The following is a 19764-nucleotide window of genomic DNA, read 5'->3' as shown; positions in this document are numbered from 1 at the left end:
CACGACGTCTTTCATTTAAAGGAATCAGAAGAGTTACAGGAAAAAATTGTAATATACTTTGCAAAAGTATGTATTTTCAGCTGTTTTCTGTTAATTTTGCGTGGGATATTTTGTATTTCGTGTTACATTAACATTACATTAAATCTATAGATAGTATGAATAAACTGACATCAATTCTCATGTATGGCCTTACGGGAACGGTGGCAACCGCCTCATTTTCTTCCTGCAAGAACATGAAAAAAGAAGAGGTTAAGAAACCTATGAACATTGTCTACATCATGTGCGACGATCATTCGTTCCAGACAATCAGTGCCTACGACCGGCGTTATATGCAAACACCTAACATTGACCGGATAGCTAACGAGGGAGTGCGCTTCACCAACAGTTTTGTAGCCAATTCGTTGAGCGGACCTAGCCGTGCCTGCATGCTTACAGGCAAGCACAGCCATGCCAACGGTTATACCGACAATGCCGACGGAAACATGTTTGACGGTAGCCAGCAGACCTTTCCCAAGCTTCTGCAGCAGGCCGGCTACCAGACAGCCATGATTGGGAAGTGGCACTTGGGCTCCGAGCCTACGGGGTTCAACCATTGGGACATCTTGGTAGGGCAGGGAGATTACTACAATCCCACCTTCATACGCAATGGCGAGAAGCTGAAGCGCGAAGGCTATGCAACAAATATTGTTACCGATGTTGCCCTCAACTGGATGGACAGTATTCGCGATGAGAACAAGCCTTTCTGCCTCTTCATTCACCATAAGGCACCGCACCGCACCTGGATGCCCGACCTCTGCGACCTCGACCTTTATGAAGATGTGACGTATCCTATGCCCAAGAACTTCTATGACAAGTATGAGGGGCGTATTCCGGCTTCCAAGCAAGAGATGAGCATTATCGAAGACATGGATTTGGTCTATGACCTGAAAATGGCCGACAAGGAGAATGAAATACATACCAATACCGGGCTGGAAGGCTACGGTCGCTATCTGTATAACGCCTTGAACCCCGAACAGAAAGCTGTGTGGGACAAACATTACGACCCCATTATCGCCAAGTTCAAGAAAGACAAACTATCAGGAAAAGCGCTGGCAGAATGGAAGTACCAGCAATACATGCACGACTACATGCGCGTCATACATTCCGTAGACCGTAACGTGGGCCGCGTACTCGATTATCTGGAAGCACACGGTTTGCTGGAGAATACCATGATTGTCTACACTTCCGACCAAGGCTTCTATATGGGCGAACATGGATGGTTCGATAAGCGATTCATGTATGAAGAGTCATTCCGTACTCCGCTTCTGGTGCGTCTGCCCGGTGGCAAGAAGGGGGATGTTGACGAGATGGTGCAGAACATAGACTACGGTCCCACTATTCTTGACCTGGCGGGCGTACAGGTGCCCGAAGATATGCACGGAGTTTCCTTCTTGCCGTTGCTAAGGGGAGAAGAAGTGCCCGAATGGCGTAGTTCCTTGTATTATCATTTCTATGAATACCCTGCCGAGCATTCCGTTTGCCGTCATTATGGCGTGCGTACCGACCGTTATAAACTGATTCACTTCTATAATGATGTGGATTGCTGGGAACTGTATGACTTGCAGGCCGACCCGAGCGAGATGAACAATATCTTCGGAAAGCCCGGTACGGAAGAGATTACGAAGCAGTTGAAACAGGAGATGCTGAAGTTGCAGGAGCGGTATGACGACCCGATAAGGAACCAATATAAAGACTGATATCACCAGCCTTCGGGGTGAACGGAAAAGGTAGAGAGCCGGAATACTTCGCGTACTCCGGCTCTCTATGTATAAAAAGGTTTTGGTTGGTTTAGGACTCGAATATTTTACTTTAAAAGAGAATTTGTCTGTTACATGTTGGGGTTGTCCATGATTACCGTCATCTCGGGAACCAGTACATATTCACCCTTCTTGCTGTTCCATTTATAGTACGTGGTAGTCATCGTCTTGCCTTGGTAGGCATAACGGATGCATATGTCGTTACCCCATGCATTCTTGGTGCTGTTCCATTTCAAGGCTTCGCTTTCTGTCATGCGGTTCTGGTCGTCGTACTTATAATTATACTTCATATAGTTGGCGAGCGTGTTTCCGTCCATCTTGTATACGGTCTCTGCCACTTTCATGCCATTTACTTCTTCCGAATTGTAAATGAAGTTGCTCTTATTGTCGGCTGATGCATTTAATCCGCAAACTAAGAGGAGTGCTGAAATAATCACTGTTTTTAAAGATACTTTTGCTTTCATGGCCTTATGTCTTTTTCTGTTTAACTTTCTATTTTCTATCAATATGTCATTTATTTCGCTGCAAAGGTACGTATTAAATTGACATAAATATAAATATTGGACTAAATTTTATCAATATGTCAATGTTGAGGAGCCCGGTATGCTTTCCTTTTGGCAAGATAGGTGAACAAAAAATATCCGGTAGCGAGGTTACCGGATATTCTGATGAGCAAACTGTATTTGAAAAGGATTGCTTCTGTTGCTTTCTGATTGTAAGTTAAATAAAGTTATTGGGCTGTTTAGTGTGCCTGCAACCAGTTGTTTCCCCACCCGCAATCGGCTTTCAGGGGTACGTGCATGCGATATGCCTGCTCCATCTCTTCGATTACGATTTTCTGTACAAGCTCCTTTTCCGCCTCCGGAACGCTGAAATTTAATTCGTCGTGGACTTGTAAAATCATCTTTGCTTTCAGATTGTAAGCTTGGAAACGTTGATAGATGTGTGCCATGGCTACTTTTATGATGTCGGCGGCACTTCCCTGGATGGGAGCATTGATGGCATTCCGTTCGGCATAGCCTCGGACTACTCCGTTTCTTGAGTTGATGTCCGGCAGAAAGCGCTTGCGGTGGAAGATGGTTTCCACATAGCCGTTTTCGCGTGCCACCTGGATACTTTTGTCCATATACTCCTTGACTTGCGGATAGGTTTCAAAGTATCCGTCTATCAGCTCTTTGGCTTCCTGGCGGGAAACATCCATGCGCTCAGCCAGTCCGAAGACGGAGATGCCATAGATGATGCCGAAGTTTGCCGTTTTTGCCTTGCGGCGCATGTCGGCGGTTACGTTGCCGATATCTACCTTATATATCTTGGCAGCGGTGGCGGCATGGATGTCGTGCCCGCTGAGGAAGGCGTCTATCATGTTCTTGTCCTCGCTGAGATGCGCCATGATGCGCAGCTCTATCTGCGAGTAGTCGGCAGAGAAGAATTCACAGCCCTTGTCGGGGATGAACGCCTTGCGGATTTCCTTTCCGTCTTCGTCGCGGATGGGGATGTTCTGCAGGTTGGGGTTGCTGGAGCTGAGGCGTCCGGTGGCTGTCACTGCCTGGTTGAAGGAGGTGTGGATGCGTCCCGTGCGCGGATTGATGAGTTGGGGCAGGGCGTCTATGTAGGTGCTCAGCAGTTTTTTCAGTCCGCGGTACTCGAGTATCTTTCCGATGATTTCGTGCTTGCTGCGGTAGCTCTGCAGCACTTCTTCGGAAGTGACGTACTGCCCGGTTTTGGTCTTTTTGGCTTTCTCCACGATTTTCAGCTTGTCGAAGAGCACCTCGCCTACCTGCTTGGCAGAGCTGATATTGAACGTTTCTCCCGCCATCCCGTAGATTTCCTTTTCAATCTCCTGCAGGCGGACGGTGAAGTGCTGGGACGACTGCTTCAATGCTTTCGTATCGAGCAGTACTCCATTGCTCTCTATATTGACAAGTACGGGCACGAGCGGCATCTCTATTTCGTAGAACAGATGTTCGGCACTTTGCTTTTTCAGCTCCTTTTCCAGTACGTTCTTCAGTTTGAGGGTGACGTCTGCATCCTCGCAGGCATAACGGTAGACGTCTTCGGGCGGAAGGTCGCGCATGTTCTTCTGTTTTTTGCCCCGCGCTCCAATCAGCTCGTCGATGTGGATGGTCTGGTAGTGCAGATAGATTTCCGCCAGATAGTCCATGTTGTGCCGGAGTTCGGGTTGAAGCACGTAATGGGCAAGCATGGTGTCGAAAAGCTTGCCCTTCACCCGGACTCCGTAATTCTGGAGGATAATCATATCGTACTTGATATTTTGTCCTACTTTCATGGATTTTTCGTTTTCGAGGAGTGGGCGGAACTCATTTACAATTTTTAAGGCTTCCTCTCGTTCAGCAGGCACGGGTACGTAGTACGCCCGATTTTCAGCGTCGCTGAAGCTCATTCCCACGAGTTCGGCATCCATCGGTTCGGTTCCGGTGGTTTCGGTATCTATTGAGAGAATTTTGCTTGTAAGTAACTTTTGAATAATTTTCCTTCTTTTTTCTTCTGTATCAATGAGTTGATAATCCACATCGAGCATTTCTAACCGCTTCAGATTTGAATTTTCGGAAGCGCCCGTCCACTCGCCCGCCAAATTTGCAAACAAATCGCCTTGAACAGGGACACTGTTTTCGGGAGTGGAGATTTGCGGCTGGGCAAACAGAGTTCCGGCAAAGGGGTCGGGGGCCGGAGAGGTTGGGGTGGGGGAGGAAGAGTCGCCGTTTCCTTTTTTGAGTACTCGGTCGATAAGCGTACGGAATTCCAGTTCCTCGAAAATCCTGCGGAGTTCTTCTTCGTTCGGCTCTTCCCGGACAAGCGAATTCATGTCGAGTCGGATGGGGACATCCGTTTTGATGGTGGCAAGGAATTTGGAGAAGGTAATCATCTCCCGGTTTGTTTCCACTTTCGTTTTCAGTGCGCCTTTCAGTTGCCCGGTGTGTTCCAGCAGATTCTCGATACTGCCGAATTCGGCAATCAGTTTCTGTGCGGTTTTCTCGCCCACACCCGGACAGCCGGGGATGTTGTCGGAAGCATCTCCCATCAGCCCGAGCATATCGATGACCTGCTCCGTGGACTGTATATTGAACTTCGTCTTTACCTCTTCCGTGCCCATAATCTCGAATCCGCCGGTGTGCTTGGGACGGTACATGAAGACATTGGCTGATACTAGTTGTCCGTAGTCCTTGTCGGGAGTCATCATATAGGTGGTGATGCCCTGCCGTCCGGCTTCGGTGGCAAGCGTGCCTATTACGTCGTCCGCTTCATAGCCGCCCACCTCGAGGATGGGGATGCGGTAGGCGCGGATGATATCCTTTATAATAGGTACGGAAAGGCGGATGGCCTCGGGCGTCTCTTCGCGCTGTGCCTTGTATTGCTTGTAGGCTTCGTGGCGGAAGGTAGGTCCCGACGGGTCGAAGGCCACCCCTATGTGTGTGGGATTCTCTTTTTTGAGTACTTCTTCCAGGGTATTCACAAAGCCTAGAATGGCCGAAGTGTTGAGTCCTTTTGAGTTGATTCTCGGGTTCTTGATGAACGCATAATAAGCCCGATATATCAGTGCGTATGCATCGAGCAAAAACAGTTTATCGATTGAATTCATACATTTAATCCTTTTTTTTCATGGTAAAAGTACAAAAAAATACCGTATTAACCGTTTTATTACTATTTTTGTGGGCAAATAGAGATGCATGGACTACTCATCACTTATACAATCTCCGATTTCTGAGGAATTGGAGGACTTCAAGAAACTTTTTGAATGTGCCCTCACCAGTTCCAACCTTTTGCTGAACAGCGTGATTGCGCATATCCGGCAGAAGAATGGAAAGATGATGCGCCCCATTCTGGTGCTTCTGGCTGCGAAGCTTTTTGGTAGGGTATGTCCTGCAACCCTGCATGCTGCGGTTGCGCTGGAACTTCTTCATAATGCAAGCCTTGTGCACGATGATGTAGTGGACGAAAGTACTGAACGCCGTGGACAACTCTCCGTTAATGCCGTTTTCAATAATAAGGTAGCCGTGCTGGCAGGCGATTATCTGCTTGCAACAGCGTTGGTGCAAGTGGGCATGACCCGTAATCATGACATCATTGACATTGTCTCCTGTCTGGGGCAGGACTTGGCGGATGGTGAGCTTCTGCAGCTCTCCAATGTCAGCAATCTCCATTTCTCCGAGGATGTCTATTTCGACGTTATCCGCAAGAAGACGGCCGTGCTTTTTGCGGCTTGTACGAAGGCGGGAGCTCTTTCGGTGGGAGCCGGCGATGAAATGGCGGAATCTGTACGTCTGTTCGGTGAATATATCGGGCTTTGCTTTCAGATAAAGGATGATATTTTCGATTACTCCGAGAGCAAGGAGATAGGCAAGCCTACCGGAAATGATATGGTGGAAGGGAAGTTGACTCTGCCCACGCTCCATGTACTCAATACCGTGAAGGATAAAACAGCGGAAGAGATAGCCGTGAAGATAAAGAACGGGGAGGCAACGACGGATGAAATAGCCCATTTAATCGAATTTACCAAACAGCATGGTGGTATAGAGTATGCCTCGCAAGTGATGTATGAATATAAGGAAAAGGCTCTTTCTTTGCTGGCTTCTTTGCCCGATACGGAGGTGAAGGCGGCGCTTGCCGGGTATCTGGACTATGTGGTGGAGCGGGAGAAATGACGGAGCTGTTTCCGGCCGATGATAATGATAAAGCCTGATGGAATCCAATCCGTCAGGCTTTATTCATAGGTAGATGCAGCTTCTTCTTAGAAGAATTTCATCTCTTCACCCTTGATTTCCGAAAGCAGCAGGTTGGCAAGACGGCTGGTTCCCAAGCGGAACAGTTCGTTGTTCAGCCATTCTTCGCCGAGCACTTCCTTGACGATAGTGTAGTAAATCAGTGCGTCATTCACGCAGTTGATTCCTCCTGCAGGCTTAAAGCCTACCTTGATACCCGTCAGCTCGTGATATTCCTTGATGGCCTGGCACATGACCAGAGCGGCCTCCGGTGTAGCTGCAGGCTGCTGCTTGCCGGTGGAGGTTTTGATGAAATCGGCACCCGAATACATGGAAAGGATAGAGGCTTTCTTGATGTTCGAAGCCGTTTTCAAGGCTCCGGTTTCGAGGATTACCTTCATGTGGTGCTCCTTGCAGGTAGCCTTGAGCTCCTGTATCTCCTCGCACATGCTTTCGTAGTCGCCTGCCAGGAACTTGCCCACCGAAATGACGATGTCTATCTCGTCGGCGCCTTCCATCAGGGCCATGGCGGTTTCTGCCACTTTCACTTCGACGAAAGTCTGGGAGGAGGGGAACCCCGCTGATACACATGCTATTTTTACATCTTCCACTTCCAGCGTGTCTTTTACGACTTCTGCAAAATTGGGGTATACACAGATGGCTGCCACATTCTTCAGGTCGGGGAACTCTTCGTCGAATTTATTCACTTTCTGGGTGAACTTCATGACGCTTTCGTCGCTGTCCGTACTGTTCAGCGTGGTGAGGTCGATGCAGCTGAAAAGGAATTTCTTTACTTCCGGTGTATTGTTTGCCGGCACTTTCTCTGCAATGATTCTGGCAGCTTGTGCAGCTATTTCCGCATCATCCAGCTGGGTGTTGTACTTTGCCAGGGCGGCATCGTACTTGCTTTGGGTAGGCTCATTTTTCTCCATAATCTTTCAATTTCGGGTTATTGATATGTCTTGTCTGGTCACGTCCGGTTTTCTTCTCGAGGTTGCGGTGAAAGGCTTCGGTAAGGTTCACTCCGGTCTGGTTCGCAATGCAGAGAAGTACCCAGAGAACGTCTGCCATTTCATCGTCGAGGTTGTCTTTTTCTCCCTCCTTGAAGGACTGGTCTCCATACTTGCGGGCCATGACACGGGCCAGTTCGCCCACCTCTTCGGTCAGGATGGCCATGTTGGTGAGTTCGCTGAAATAGCGTACTCCGTATTCCTTTATCCAGGAATCCACTTGTTTCTGTGCTTCTTCTAGCGTCATTATTCCTTGTTTTTTGTATCCATACAGATGGTCACGGGGCCATCGTTCATCAGTTCTACCTTCATGTCGGCGCCAAATTCGCCGGTACCTATTTCTTTACCTAAAGCCAGGCTCAGTTCTCTGCAGAATTGTTCGTACAGCGGCACGGATATTTCCGGCCGTGCTGCCCGTATGTAGGAGGGACGGTTGCCTTTCCTGGTGGAGGCGTGGAGGGTGAACTGGCTGATGACCAGTATGTCGCCGCCTGTATCAAGAATGGACTTGTTCATTACGCCGTTTTCGTCATCGAAAACGCGCAGGTTGACTATCTTCTTGCAGAGCCAGTCGATATCTTCCTTTCCATCGGATTCTTCGATGCCTACGAGTATCATGAGGCCCTTTCCGATGGAGGCTTTGCAGGTTCCGTTGATGGTGACGGAAGCGTGTCCGGCACGTTGTATCACTACTCTCATGTTTTTCTTGTCTTTTTGAGGCAACAAAGTTACGAATTAATTCGTTGCGTACATGGCTTTACGGGCCGATTTATCAGGCATTATCCGCGGCTTTTTCATTTGCAGCAGTTAGAGGATCTATCACTTCGCTCCGTCAGGAGCTAAAGAAGTTAGAGCCGGTACTCTTGCGTATGTACTTGCAGAAGTATCGGCTTAACCCCTGAGCCCGAAGGGCGATAACTCCCTTTACCTCCTTTAAATGAAACAGCCTTTGAATGAAATAGCCGTGAGCATTATCAGGCGTTTTGACAGATACTGGACCTTGTCGTCTCAGACGCCAGTGTCTGTCCGCTTGAACACCAGTGTCTGATAATGGCTGCTCAATACGCTGTAAATCAGTGCTTATTTTTCCGAAAAATAGGTCTGTATGATTCTTGCCTTTGCTTCTCCCACTACGGTTGCCAGCTCTTGGGCAGATGCTTCGCGGATACGCTTCACGCTTTTGAACTCCTTGAGCAACGCACTTTTTGTCTTTTCTCCGATGCCTTTTATCTCGTCCAGTGCAGAGGCTATCTGCCGTTTGCTGCGTTTGTCGCGGTGGAAGGTGATGGCAAAGCGGTGTACTTCATCCTGAATCTGCGTCAGCAACCGGAAGAGGGGGGTGTTCTGTTTCAATCCGATGGTTTGGGGAGGGAAGCCGTACAGCAGCTCGGAAGTGCGGTGTTTGCCATCCTTGGCAAGTCCGGCGATGGGGATGTTCAGACCAAGTTCGTCCATCACCTCTTTTACGGCGCTCATTTGCCCTTTCCCGCCGTCGGTGATAAGAAGGTCGGGCAGGGGAGCTTTTTCTTCTATGGCGCGCTGATAGCGCCGTTTTACGACTTCTTTCATGGAAGCATAGTCGTCCGGCCCCTCTACGGTCTTGATATTGTACTTGCGGTAATCTTTCTTGGAAGGTTTCCCCTTGACGAAGACCACGCACCCGGCCACGGGGTCGGAACCTTGGATATTGGAGTTGTCGAAGCATTCTATCTGCATGGGCAGGCGGTCCAGGTGCAGCTCTTGCTGTATCTCTTTCAGCAGACGTACGGTCCGTTGTTCCGGATTCAATTTTTCGGCTTGTTTCAGACGGTCGGCTTTGTACTGCTTCACGTTGAGGATGGAGAGTTCCAGCAGTTTCTTTTTGTCTCCCCGTTGCGGTATGGTGAAAACGACGTCTTTCAGTTCCATATCCAGCTCAAAAGGCACGATGATTTCGCGCGAAAGGCTTTTGTACCTCTCCCGCATTTCGATGATGCCGAGTGAGAGCAGTTCTTCTTTGGTCTCGTTCAGCCGCTTCTTGTATTCGAAGGTGAAAGCCTGGTTGATGGCACCGTTCGTGATGTGCAGGTAATTGATAAAAGCAGACTTCCCGTCACTGTCTTCTTCGATGGAGAATACGTCGATATTGTGCAGCACGTTACTTACCACTTCCGATTTCGCCCGGTAGTTTTCAAGCAGCAGGTATTTCTCCTTTATCTTCTGTGCTTCTTCAAACTTCATTTCGGCTGCCAGTTCCTGCATTTGTTGGAAAAGCATCCGTTCTATCTCCTGGGTATTCCCTTTGAGTATTTCCTTGATTTCAGCGATGTTTTTCAGATACTCCTCCTGACTTTGTCTGCCGATGCAGGGTCCTGCACAGTTCTTGATGTGATATTCCAGGCAGACATTGAACTTTCCGGCACGTATGTTCTCCGGAGAGAGGTTCAGGTGGCATGTACGCAAAGGGTACAGGTGCTTGATGAGGTCGAGTAATGCGTACATGGAAGGTATATGGCTGTAAGGGCCATAATAGGAGGAGCCGTTACGGATTATCTTCCGGGTTCTGAATACGCGTGGAAAGTATTCGTTCTGCACGCAGATGCTGGGATACGTTTTGTCGTCTTTCAACAGCACGTTGTAGCGTGGCTTGTATTTCTTGATAAGATTGTTCTCCAGCAACAGCGCGTCTTCTTCCGTATTCACCACGATATACCGGATATCTGCAATCTTGCTTACCAATACCCGTGTCTTTCCCGGTTCGTGCTCGCGGTTGAAGTAGGAGGATACTCTTCGCTTCAGGTTTTTGGCCTTTCCTACGTATATGATGGTTCCTTCAGTATTCAGATATTGGTAAATACCGGGGCTTTCGGGAAGGTTGGATACAATCCCTTTGAGGTAGTCGTTGGTTCGTAATTCAGAACTGCTTTCCATAAATTATCTTGTATCTATAACCTGATTTTGATTTCTTGTTCTCCATGATTGTTCTATCCCGTCCTTTGGTTTCCCTCCTTCCGGAAGGAGGAAAATTGGAGATGGCTTAAGGAGACGATTTGCTTATAATGAAAGCACCGTCTCTACCTCTACATCCTTGCCGAACACTTCTCTCCCGTGGAGGTCTTTCAGCTCGATGATGAAGTTTACATAAGTTTTCTTGGGATTTGTCTGTTTCACCAGCTTGCAGGCTGCTTCCATTGTTCCGCCGGTTGCCAGCAAGTCGTCGTGCAGCAATACTACATCGTCTTCGGTGATGGCATCCTTGTGCATCTGTATGGTGTCTTTGCCGTATTCTTTGTCATAGCTTTCCTCAATGGTTTCTGCTGGCAGCTTTCCCGGTTTGCGGATGGGAACGAAACCTGCCCCCAGTCTGGTGGCGAGAATTGGTCCCATAATGAAACCTCTTGATTCGATACCTGCTACTTTGGTTATTCCTTTGTCCTTGTACATCTCGTACAGCGTGTCCGAAAGTTCCTGCAAGGCGGCAGGTTCCTTGAACAGGGTGGTTACATCGTAGAATAGAATTCCCGGGATGGGGAAGTCGGGTATTTCCCGAATGCTTTTGGCAAGTGTTTCTTTACTCATAATCAGTTTATTTAATACATTTGTTGAATTCTTTGTTTCACGTGGAACTTCGTGTGCTATCGTCCGCAAAGCACCAGCAGTACGTTGATGTCGCTTGGAGATACTCCCGGAATGCGGCTTGCCTGGGCTATTGTTTCCGGGTCGATCTTCATCAGTTTCTGTCTGGCTTCGGTAGAAAGGGATTGGATGGAGCTATAGTCAAATTTGCCCTTTATCTTGATGCTTTCCAGCCTTGCCAACTTATCCGCGATAATCCGTTCGCGTCCGATGTACCCCTCGTATTTGATAAGTATTTCTGCCGCTTCCAGAATCTCTTCCTTTCTGTCGGAGATCTTATCCAGTTCCCGCTTAAAGGCGTTGACGTGTTCGGCAATATTATCAATCGTTACTTGCGGCCGGTTTATCAAATCAATCAGTTTGCATCCCTGGCGGAGCGGGGTAGTGCCAAGCTGTTCCAATGCCGGATTGATTAATGCCGGCTTCATCGAGTAATTTCGTGCGAAGTCTATGATTCGGTTCACGGCTTCACGCTTTTCTGTCAGCAGTCTGTAGCGGTCTTCCTTGGCGAGTCCCAACTTCCATGCTTTTTCCGTGAGGCGCATGTCGGCATCGTCCATACGGAGGAGGATGCGATATTCGGCACGGGAAGTAAACATGCGGTAAGGCTCGTCCACGCCTTTTGTTACCAGGTCATCGATTAAAACACCGATATATGCTTCATCCCTTGCTAGGACAAACGGTTCTCCGCCGTGGCAATTGATGTGGGCGTTGATACCTGCCATGATTCCTTGTCCGGCAGCTTCCTCGTAACCGGTAGTTCCGTTTACTTGTCCGGCAAAGAACAGATTCTTTATTTTCTTCGTCTCCAGCGTATGCTTCAGTTGCGTAGGGTCAAAGAAGTCGTATTCGATGGCATAGCCGGGGCGGTAGATGACCAAATCTCTGAATGCCGGTATCTTTTTCAACGCCGCAATCTGGATGCTCATGGGCAATGAAGAAGAGAATCCGTTCAGGTAGAGTTCTTGGGTTGTTTCTCCTTCGGGCTCCAGAAAAAGCTGGTGCTGCGGTTTGTCGGGAAAGGTCACAATCTTGGTTTCTATGCTGGGACAGTAACGCGGACCGATACTTTGAATCTGTCCGTTGAAAAGGGGAGAATCGGGGAGCCCTTCGCGAAGGATGCGGTGCGATTCTTCGTTGGTGAAGCAAGTCCAGCATGGAAGCTGTTTGAGGTGGCGTATGCCGGTGTTCATGAACGAGAATTTGTGGAAGTCGCATTCTCCGTCTTGGATTTCCATATCCTCATAATGCACGCTGCGTCCGTCTATGCGTACGGGGGTTCCCGTCTTCATGCGTCCGAATGTGATGCCATGTTTGGCGATGGACTCGGTTAATTGGTAGGATGCAGGTTCTGCCATGCGTCCGCCCGGAAGCATAGTGCGCCCCACGTGCATCAGTCCGTTGAGGAAAGTGCCTGCGGTGAGTACTACACATTTGGCACGGAACGTTACTCCCCAGAGGGTCACTACTCCCGTAATCTCACCGTTTTCAACGAGGATTTCCTGCACGGTATCCTGCCAGATATGCAGATTGGGGATGTTCTCCAGAATATCTCTCCATGCCCAGATGAATTTGTTGCGGTCGCACTGTGCGCGCGGGCTCCACATGGCAGGGCCTTTGGAGCGGTTCAGTATACGGAACTGTATGGCTGTCTGGTCTGTCACCAGGCCCGTATATCCTCCCAGGGCGTCTATTTCGCGTACTATTTGTCCTTTGGCGATGCCTCCCACTGCCGGATTGCAACTCATCTGACCGATTTTGTTCATATCCATTGTGATGAGACAGGTCTTTGAACCGAGGTTTGCGGCAGCAGCTGCTGCCTCGCATCCGGCATGTCCGGCACCGATTACAATAATGTCATACTTAAACTCCATTCGTTCCGTGTAATTTAAAACTGTGCAAAGTTACTAAAAAGTTGCGGTTTCGTCATGTGTTATCTTACAGAATACTTGTCTGTTTTCAATGTGTGTGAGGGGAGACTCCGGATGAAATATCCTGTAATGGTTAAAGAATTTAAATGACGGTGGGATAATTGAGAAAGCATTTGTCTGGTAACTTTATTATCAATTTCTTTACGACAACAAAAAGAATTTATTCCTCGTTGTCACGTCCGCAAGCGTGTTACTCCGTAGCAATTCATTCCTTTGTTTGCCTTTTAATCAGTGATACATAAATTTTGAGTGGATGAAGAACAAACAGCTTTCCGTTGTCCCTGCCTGTAGTGATTACACCAGCCAAATTGTTCTCCGAAACAACATCCATCAAAATATACGCGCTTTCGGGAGAAGTAGTGTCGGGTATCGCCTTGGCAGTCTTCTTCACTCTCTTTCTCTCTAATTTGAATACCATTAGTTCACTCGCTTTTTATCTATGCATAACGACCTTGGTATTGGCTTTAATATTGTCTCTCTGTTACTTTTGGCCGAAATATATTAAGTTGTTCCGTGACTTGAATGCTATTAAAGAATAGCTGCCAATTCTTTATTGACAATCCCGATTTAAATGTTGTTCTGACGTCGACGCCGGATTCGCGGGAATGGCGGAAAAGATAGATAGGCTGTTCGGTGCAGGAACCTGCAAATTTAGGATAATCCGGAAGTTTTAAGCGTCAGAAGGGATAAATGTGGCATTTATTGGCTCGAAATTTCTATTCTTTTTTTCAGAATCGGCTTATCTTTGCTTTCGTAGAAACCAATAAAAAGTTATAATACAATGAGAAGACTTTTCCTCATATCGTCATTCTTGACGTTGTTTGCAATCGGAAGCTCGGCACAATGGAAGCCGGCAGGTGATAAAATCAAAACAGACTGGGCGTCTCGGATTAATCCCGCAAATGTGTTGCCCGAATATCCCCGTCCCATCATGGAACGGAGTGACTGGAAGAACTTGAACGGACTGTGGAATTATGCCGTTATAAATAAAGGTGAGCATCTTCCGGCAGAGTTTGAAGGACAGATACTTGTTCCTTTCGCCATCGAATCCTCCTTGTCCGGAGTCGGAAAAAGAATCAATCAAAATCAGGAACTGGTCTACCAGCGCAGTTTTGAAGTACCTTCCTCCTGGAAAGGAAAACAAGTACTGCTGCACTTTGGCGCTGTCGACTGGAAAACGGACGTGTGGGTGAACGACGTGAAAGTTGGCAGCCATACGGGTGGATTTACCCCGTTCTCCTTCGACATTACTGCCGCCCTTTCCGCCAAAGGTGCCAATCAGTTGGTTGTAAAGGTTTGGGACCCGACGGACAAAGGACCTCAACCTCGTGGAAAGCAGGTCAGTAATCCGGAAGGTATCTGGTATACTCCCGTAAGCGGCATCTGGCAGACGGTATGGATGGAGCCGGTTGCCGGAAAGCATATCGAGAACCTCCGTATCACTCCCGATATTGACCGTAACATGCTGACGGTGAAAGCTGAACTGAATGCCGGATGTCCATCAGACCTTCTGGAAGTGAATGTGTATGACGGCAATCAACTGGTAGCCACCGGCAAAAGTATCAATGCAGAGCCGGTGGAGGTGTCCATGCCCCGGAATGCCAAGTTGTGGAGTCCGGATTCCCCCTTCCTTTATACGCTGAAAGTGACTCTGAGAAGTGGAGGCAAGGTAGTGGATAAGGTGGACAGCTATGCTGCCATGCGTAAGTACTCCACCCGTCGTGACGCGGATGGCATCGTACGCCTGGAACTGAATAACGAGGCTTTGTTCCAGTTTGGACCGCTGGACCAGGGTTGGTGGCCCGACGGACTGTATACAGCTCCCACGGACGAGGCTTTGCTGTATGATGTACAGAAGACGAAAGATTTCGGTTTCAATATGATTCGCAAGCATATCAAGGTGGAACCGGCACGTTGGTACACACATTGTGACCGTTTGGGTATCATCGTATGGCAGGATATGCCGAGCGGTGACCGTAATCCGGAATGGCAGAACCGCCGCTATTTCGACGGAACAGAACTGAAACGCTCCGCCGAATCCGAAGCCTATTATCACAAGGAATGGAAGGAAATAATGGATTGTCTCTACTCTTATCCGTGTATCGGTACATGGGTACCGTTCAACGAAGCCTGGGGGCAGTTCAAGACGGTAGAGATAGCCGAATGGACAAAGCAATATGACCCGACCCGTCTGGTGAATCCGGCAAGTGGCGGTAACCATTATACTTGCGGTGACATGCTCGACCTCCACAACTATCCCCAACCGGAAATGTATCTGTATGATGCACAGCGTGCCACGGTTTTGGGTGAGTATGGCGGCATCGGCCTTGTCTTGAAAGACCATATCTGGGAACCGAACCGCAATTGGGGATATGTTCAGTTCAACTCTTCCAAAGAAGTGACTGATGAGTACGTGAAATATGCCGATATGCTGTATCAGATGATAAAAAGAGGTTTCTCGGCAGCCGTCTATACACAGACCACGGATGTGGAGGTGGAAGTGAACGGCTTGATGACTTACGACCGCAAGGTGATAAAGCTGGATGAGAAGCGTGTGAAGGAGATAAATACGCGTATTTGCAATGCGTTGAAAAAATAACCGGGCAATAATTTCATAATGATGAGTGATTGGCGTAAATTGCCGGTCACTCATCATTGTTGTTGGGCTTAAAGCATATTGTTGTTATGAAACGATTGATTATAAAGCTTTTCCTTTGTCTGTGCATGGGAGCGGTGTTACCGGTCTGTGCGCAGGATGCCGTTCATTACTATTTCAGAACGATGGATATCCGGAACGGTCTTTCGCAGAACACCGTGTATCAGATTTTGCAGGATAGGAAAGGCTTTATGTGGTTTGGGACCAAGGACGGTCTGAACCGTTATGACGGATTGTCTTTCCGTGTCTACAAGAAGGAGAATTCCGGTTTAGGAAAGAACTTCATAACTGCGCTCTATGAAGACTGCCGGGGCAATATCTGGATTGGTACCGATGGAGGAGTCTTTATTTACGATCCCGTACTGGATTTCTTTACCGCTTTCGATGAGGCCAGTGATAGCGGCAGTGTTATCAGGGATTTTGTCACCATGATTGGAAGTGACGAGGACGACAATATCTGGATATCGGTAGAAAACCAAGGGCTGTTCTGCTATAGACTGGATGAAGGGAAACTTCTGAACCGTCTGCATGATTCGGGACTGCCCAACGTCACCCGCTTCTGGCTGAATGGGAATACTTGTTGGCTGGCTTTGTATGCGGATAATCTTTACTATACGAAAGCTGATTTTGAGACTCCTCTGCAGCCTTTCAAGGATGCGGAAGGAAATGAGATTTTCAAGAACGACATTATCAATTGGCAGGTCAGCGGACCCCATAACTGCGTATATATCGCTTCGCTGAACGGGTTGACAGAGATAAACCAGACTACAGGCAAGACGCGGAAGCTGTTGGACACCTATGTGAGGACTTTGCAGTTCAAATCTGACGACGAACTGTGGGTGGGTGCAGAGTCCGGTTTGTATATTTACAATCTGACGAATGACAAGATTACCCATTTGACCGTTCCCGACCAGGATGATTCGTATGCATTGTCGGACAAAGCCATTTATTCGCTCTGCTGCGACAAGGAGAACGGTATGTGGATAGGGTCTTATTTTGGTGGAGTGAACTATTGTCCTTATCAATGGACTTATTTCGAGAAGTTCTATCCGAGAGACAATCTCAGACATTTCGGCCGTCGTGTACGGGAAATCTGTGAAAGCAATGACGGCACCTTGTGGATAGGCACCGAAGACAAAGGCTTGTTTAATTACAATCCGGAAAACGGAAAGATAGTGCCCTTTGAGCATCCGGGTATTTATCAGAATATTCACGGCCTTTGCCTGGACGGGGATGATTTGTGGGTAGGTACGTTCTCTGGTGGCTTGAACCGGGTAAATCTTCCTACCGGGCAGGTGAGACATTATGCCAAGGGTGAGAGTGAGAATTCCATGGCCGCCAATGACGCTTTCACCATTTGCAGGACTACTACGGGAGACGTGTGGATAGGCACTACATCCGGTCTGTTGAAGTACAATCGTTCCACAGACGACTTTGTCCGGATTCCTCAGTTGAAGAATCTGTTTACTTACGACATTCTGGAGGACTTCAACGGGAATCTGTGGTTTGCCACGTTCTCTAATGGAGTGTTCTGCTACAATGTAAGAAGTCGGCAGTGGAGGAACTATCTGTCTAATGAGAACGATTCGACCTCTCTTTCCTACAATAAGGTTATCAGTATCTACGAAGACAGTAAGAAGCGTTTGTGGTTCACGACGCTGGGTGAGGGCTTTTGCCGCTACAATCGGGAAACGGACAACTTTACCCGTTATGACATGTCGAAAGGTTTTCCGAGCAATACCATCTACAAGATGGTCGAGGACAAGCGGGGAAACTTATGGATTACTTCCAATTATGGCCTGGTCTGCTTCAATCCCGATACGGAGAGCAAACATGTCTATACCACGGCAAACGGGCTGCTGAGCAACCAGTTCAATTTCCAGTCCGGTTACATTGACAAGAAGGGGCGCATCTATTTAGGTAGTATCAACGGATTCATAGCCTTTGACCCGGAAACTTTTGTGGAGAACACTTTTCTCCCTCCCGTAGTGATTACAGATTTTTATCTGTTCAACAAACGGCTTTCGGTGGACAGTCCGGATTCTCCTTTGGAGAAGAGCATCACCTATGCGGATGAGTTAGAATTGGATGCCGACCAGAATTCCTTCTCTTTCCAGGTTGCGGCCCTGAGTTACCAGGCACCCGAAATGAATGGTCTTGAATGTAAGCTGGAAGGCTTTGACCGCGACTGGTATACGGTAGGACGGAATTCTATCATCAACTATTCAAACCTTCCATACGGAAGCTATACATTGCGTATAAAAGGTTCCAATAGCGATGGCAAGTGGAACGTGGCGGAACGTGTGCTCGACATCCATATCCGTCCTCCTTTCTATCTTTCCACTTGGGCGTATGTCGGTTATGCGGTATTGGTGCTGTGTTCGCTGGTTGGCATAGTTATCTATTTCAGAAAACGGACCCGGCAGAAGCACCAGCAGGCTATGGACAAGTTTGAGCGGGAAAAGGAGCGGGAGTTGTATACTGCAAAGATAGACTTCTTTACGAATGTAGCACACGAGATACGTACTCCGCTTACACTGATAAAGAGCCCGCTTGAGAATGTACTGGCTTCCCAGTCTGTTTCGGATGACATCAGGGATGATTTGGAGACCATGGAGTTGAACACCAACCGGCTGCTCGATCTGGTGAATCAGTTGCTGGACTTCCGGAAGACAGAGACACAAGGTTTCCAATTGAATTTTGTGGAATGTGACGTGTCTGAGCTCTTGCAGAAGACGTATAAGCGCTTCAATCCCCTGGCACGTGAAAGGGGGCTGGCATTGAGTATAGAGACTCCCGAAAGCTTGTATGCTTCGGTTGACAGGGAAGGGCTTACCAAGATTATCAGCAATTTGCTGACCAATGCGATAAAGTATTCGGAGACCTATATACGCATCAGGTTATATTCGGAAGGTGAAAGACTGCTGCTTTCCGTATGCAATGACGGCCTTGTCATTCCGGCAGAGATGCGCGAGGAGATTTTCAAGCCGTTCATCCAGTATAAAACCGGTACGTTGCGCTCTGTGCCCGGCACCGGTATCGGGCTTGCGCTTGCCCGTTCATTGGCCGAGTTCCATGAGGGTACGTTGTGCATGGAAGATTCGATGGAGAACAACTGTTTCTTGCTGTCACTTCCACTAAGGCACGAGCAGACGGTGGTCGTAGAGCATAAAGAACCGGTAACGTGCGGGGAACCCTCCGAGGAAAGTGGTGCAGGTACTGCCTTGGAACAGCACCGGTATACCCTTTTGGTGGTGGAAGACAGCCCGGAGATGCAGGCATTTGTTGTAAAACAGTTCTCTTCGGAATATCGTGTGCTGACTGCCATGAACGGAGTGGAAGCTTTGAAAGTGTTGAAAGAGCATACCGTAAATCTTGTCATTTCAGACATAATGATGCCCGAGATGGACGGACTGGAGTTGTGCGAGCATCTGAAGTCCGAGCTTGATTGTAGCCATATACCGATTGTCCTGCTTACGGCGAAGACGACCCTTCAAGCCAAGATAGAGGGAATGAAGCTGGGGGCTGACGTATATATAGAGAAACCTTTCTCCGTGGAATACCTGAAAGTTTGTGTGGCCAATCTGCTGAATAACCGTGAGAAGCTACGGGCTTCTTTTGTCAATTCTCCTTTTGTGCAGACGGGCAGTATGGCAATGACAAAGGCAGATGAGTCTTTCCTTAAAACATTGAAGGAAGTGGTGGTTGCCAATATGCAGAATCCGGATTTCTGTCTGGATGATATGGCAAGCCTGCTGAACATGAGCCGTTCGAGCCTGAATCGGAAGATAAAGGGCATATTGGATATGACTCCCAATGACTACATCCGCTTGGAACGACTGAAGAAAGCGGCGCAGCTTTTGAAGGAGGGGGAGTGTAAAATCAATGAGGTTTGCTATATGACTGGCTTCAATACTCCTTCCTATTTTACCAAGTGTTTCCAAAAACAATTTGGTATTCTGCCCAAAGACTTCGTGAAATGATAGCATGGAATGCTTGTTAAATATAACAATCCAATCAAATGCCTCTGAGAGACAC

13 protein-coding genes are annotated in these 19764 nt (G+C 48.1%); 4 read left to right on the top strand and 9 right to left on the bottom strand.

Annotated elements, in window-relative coordinates:
- The first annotated feature begins 155 nt into the window (after window positions 1-155).
- Entirely contained in the window at window positions 156-1736 is a 1581-nt protein-coding gene (locus E5355_RS00815) for a sulfatase (RefSeq protein WP_136008770.1), read from the top strand.
- A gap of 131 nt (window positions 1737-1867) precedes the next feature.
- Here the strand turns inward: E5355_RS00815 and E5355_RS00810 are convergent, their stop codons facing one another.
- The gene (locus E5355_RS00810; RefSeq protein WP_136008769.1) at window positions 1868-2260 is read right to left on the bottom strand and encodes a DUF3836 domain-containing protein; all 393 of its coding nucleotides are present in this window, start codon (window positions 2258-2260) and stop codon (window positions 1868-1870) included.
- 278 nt (window positions 2261-2538) lie between these two features.
- Window positions 2539-5394 (bottom strand): DNA polymerase I, encoded by a 2856-nt coding sequence (gene polA / locus E5355_RS00805; RefSeq protein ID WP_136008768.1) that lies wholly within the window; start codon window positions 5392-5394, stop codon window positions 2539-2541.
- A gap of 88 nt (window positions 5395-5482) precedes the next feature.
- Between polA and E5355_RS00800 the strand changes: the two genes are divergently transcribed.
- Window positions 5483-6457: a polyprenyl synthetase family protein gene (locus E5355_RS00800; protein ID WP_136008767.1), complete on the top strand. Its 975-nt coding sequence runs from the start codon at window positions 5483-5485 to the stop codon at window positions 6455-6457.
- Between the two features lie 86 nt (window positions 6458-6543).
- On the opposite strand, the gene deoC is transcribed toward E5355_RS00800, so the two are convergent.
- The 7 genes from deoC to E5355_RS00765 form a co-directional block, all read right to left on the bottom strand.
- A complete protein-coding gene (gene deoC / locus E5355_RS00795; RefSeq protein ID WP_136008766.1) occupies window positions 6544-7446 on the bottom strand; it encodes a deoxyribose-phosphate aldolase in 903 nt (300 codons plus the stop codon).
- Window positions 7433-7771 (bottom strand): nucleotide pyrophosphohydrolase, encoded by a 339-nt coding sequence (locus E5355_RS00790; RefSeq protein WP_136008765.1) that lies wholly within the window; start codon window positions 7769-7771, stop codon window positions 7433-7435. Before E5355_RS00790 ends, deoC begins: the two co-directional genes overlap by 14 nt.
- Entirely contained in the window at window positions 7771-8223 is a 453-nt protein-coding gene (gene dtd / locus E5355_RS00785) for a D-aminoacyl-tRNA deacylase (RefSeq protein ID WP_136008764.1), read from the bottom strand. Before dtd ends, E5355_RS00790 begins: the two co-directional genes overlap by 1 nt.
- Before the next feature lie 381 nt (window positions 8224-8604).
- On the bottom strand, window positions 8605-10434 hold the full coding sequence (uvrC, locus tag E5355_RS00780) for an excinuclease ABC subunit UvrC (RefSeq protein ID WP_136008763.1): 1830 nt from the start codon (window positions 10432-10434) through the stop codon (window positions 8605-8607).
- Window positions 10435-10557: 123 nt separating this feature from the next.
- Window positions 10558-11082 carry an adenine phosphoribosyltransferase gene (locus tag E5355_RS00775; RefSeq protein WP_168354252.1) on the bottom strand — a complete coding sequence of 175 codons (525 nt, stop codon included), beginning with the start codon at window positions 11080-11082 and terminating at the stop codon, window positions 10558-10560.
- Between the two features lie 56 nt (window positions 11083-11138).
- Entirely contained in the window at window positions 11139-13013 is a 1875-nt protein-coding gene (gene mnmG / locus E5355_RS00770) for a tRNA uridine-5-carboxymethylaminomethyl(34) synthesis enzyme MnmG (RefSeq protein WP_136008762.1), read from the bottom strand.
- Between the two features lie 262 nt (window positions 13014-13275).
- Window positions 13276-13488, bottom strand: a complete 213-nt coding sequence (locus E5355_RS00765; protein WP_136008761.1) for a hypothetical protein — start codon at window positions 13486-13488, stop codon at window positions 13276-13278.
- 363 nt (window positions 13489-13851) lie between these two features.
- Between E5355_RS00765 and E5355_RS00760 the strand changes: the two genes are divergently transcribed.
- The gene (locus E5355_RS00760; RefSeq protein ID WP_136008760.1) at window positions 13852-15669 is read left to right on the top strand and encodes a glycoside hydrolase family 2 protein; all 1818 of its coding nucleotides are present in this window, start codon (window positions 13852-13854) and stop codon (window positions 15667-15669) included.
- 86 nt (window positions 15670-15755) lie between these two features.
- On the top strand, window positions 15756-19709 hold the full coding sequence (locus E5355_RS00755; RefSeq protein ID WP_136008759.1) for a hybrid sensor histidine kinase/response regulator transcription factor: 3954 nt from the start codon (window positions 15756-15758) through the stop codon (window positions 19707-19709).
- Window positions 19710-19764 lie beyond the last annotated feature (55 nt).

The sequence above is a fragment of the Bacteroides muris (ex Afrizal et al. 2022) genome, assembly GCF_004793475.1.
Taxonomy (GTDB): domain Bacteria; phylum Bacteroidota; class Bacteroidia; order Bacteroidales; family Bacteroidaceae; genus Bacteroides; species Bacteroides muris.
Note: the sequence above shows the minus strand (reverse complement) of the source record. Positions and strands in the feature narration are given on the sequence as shown.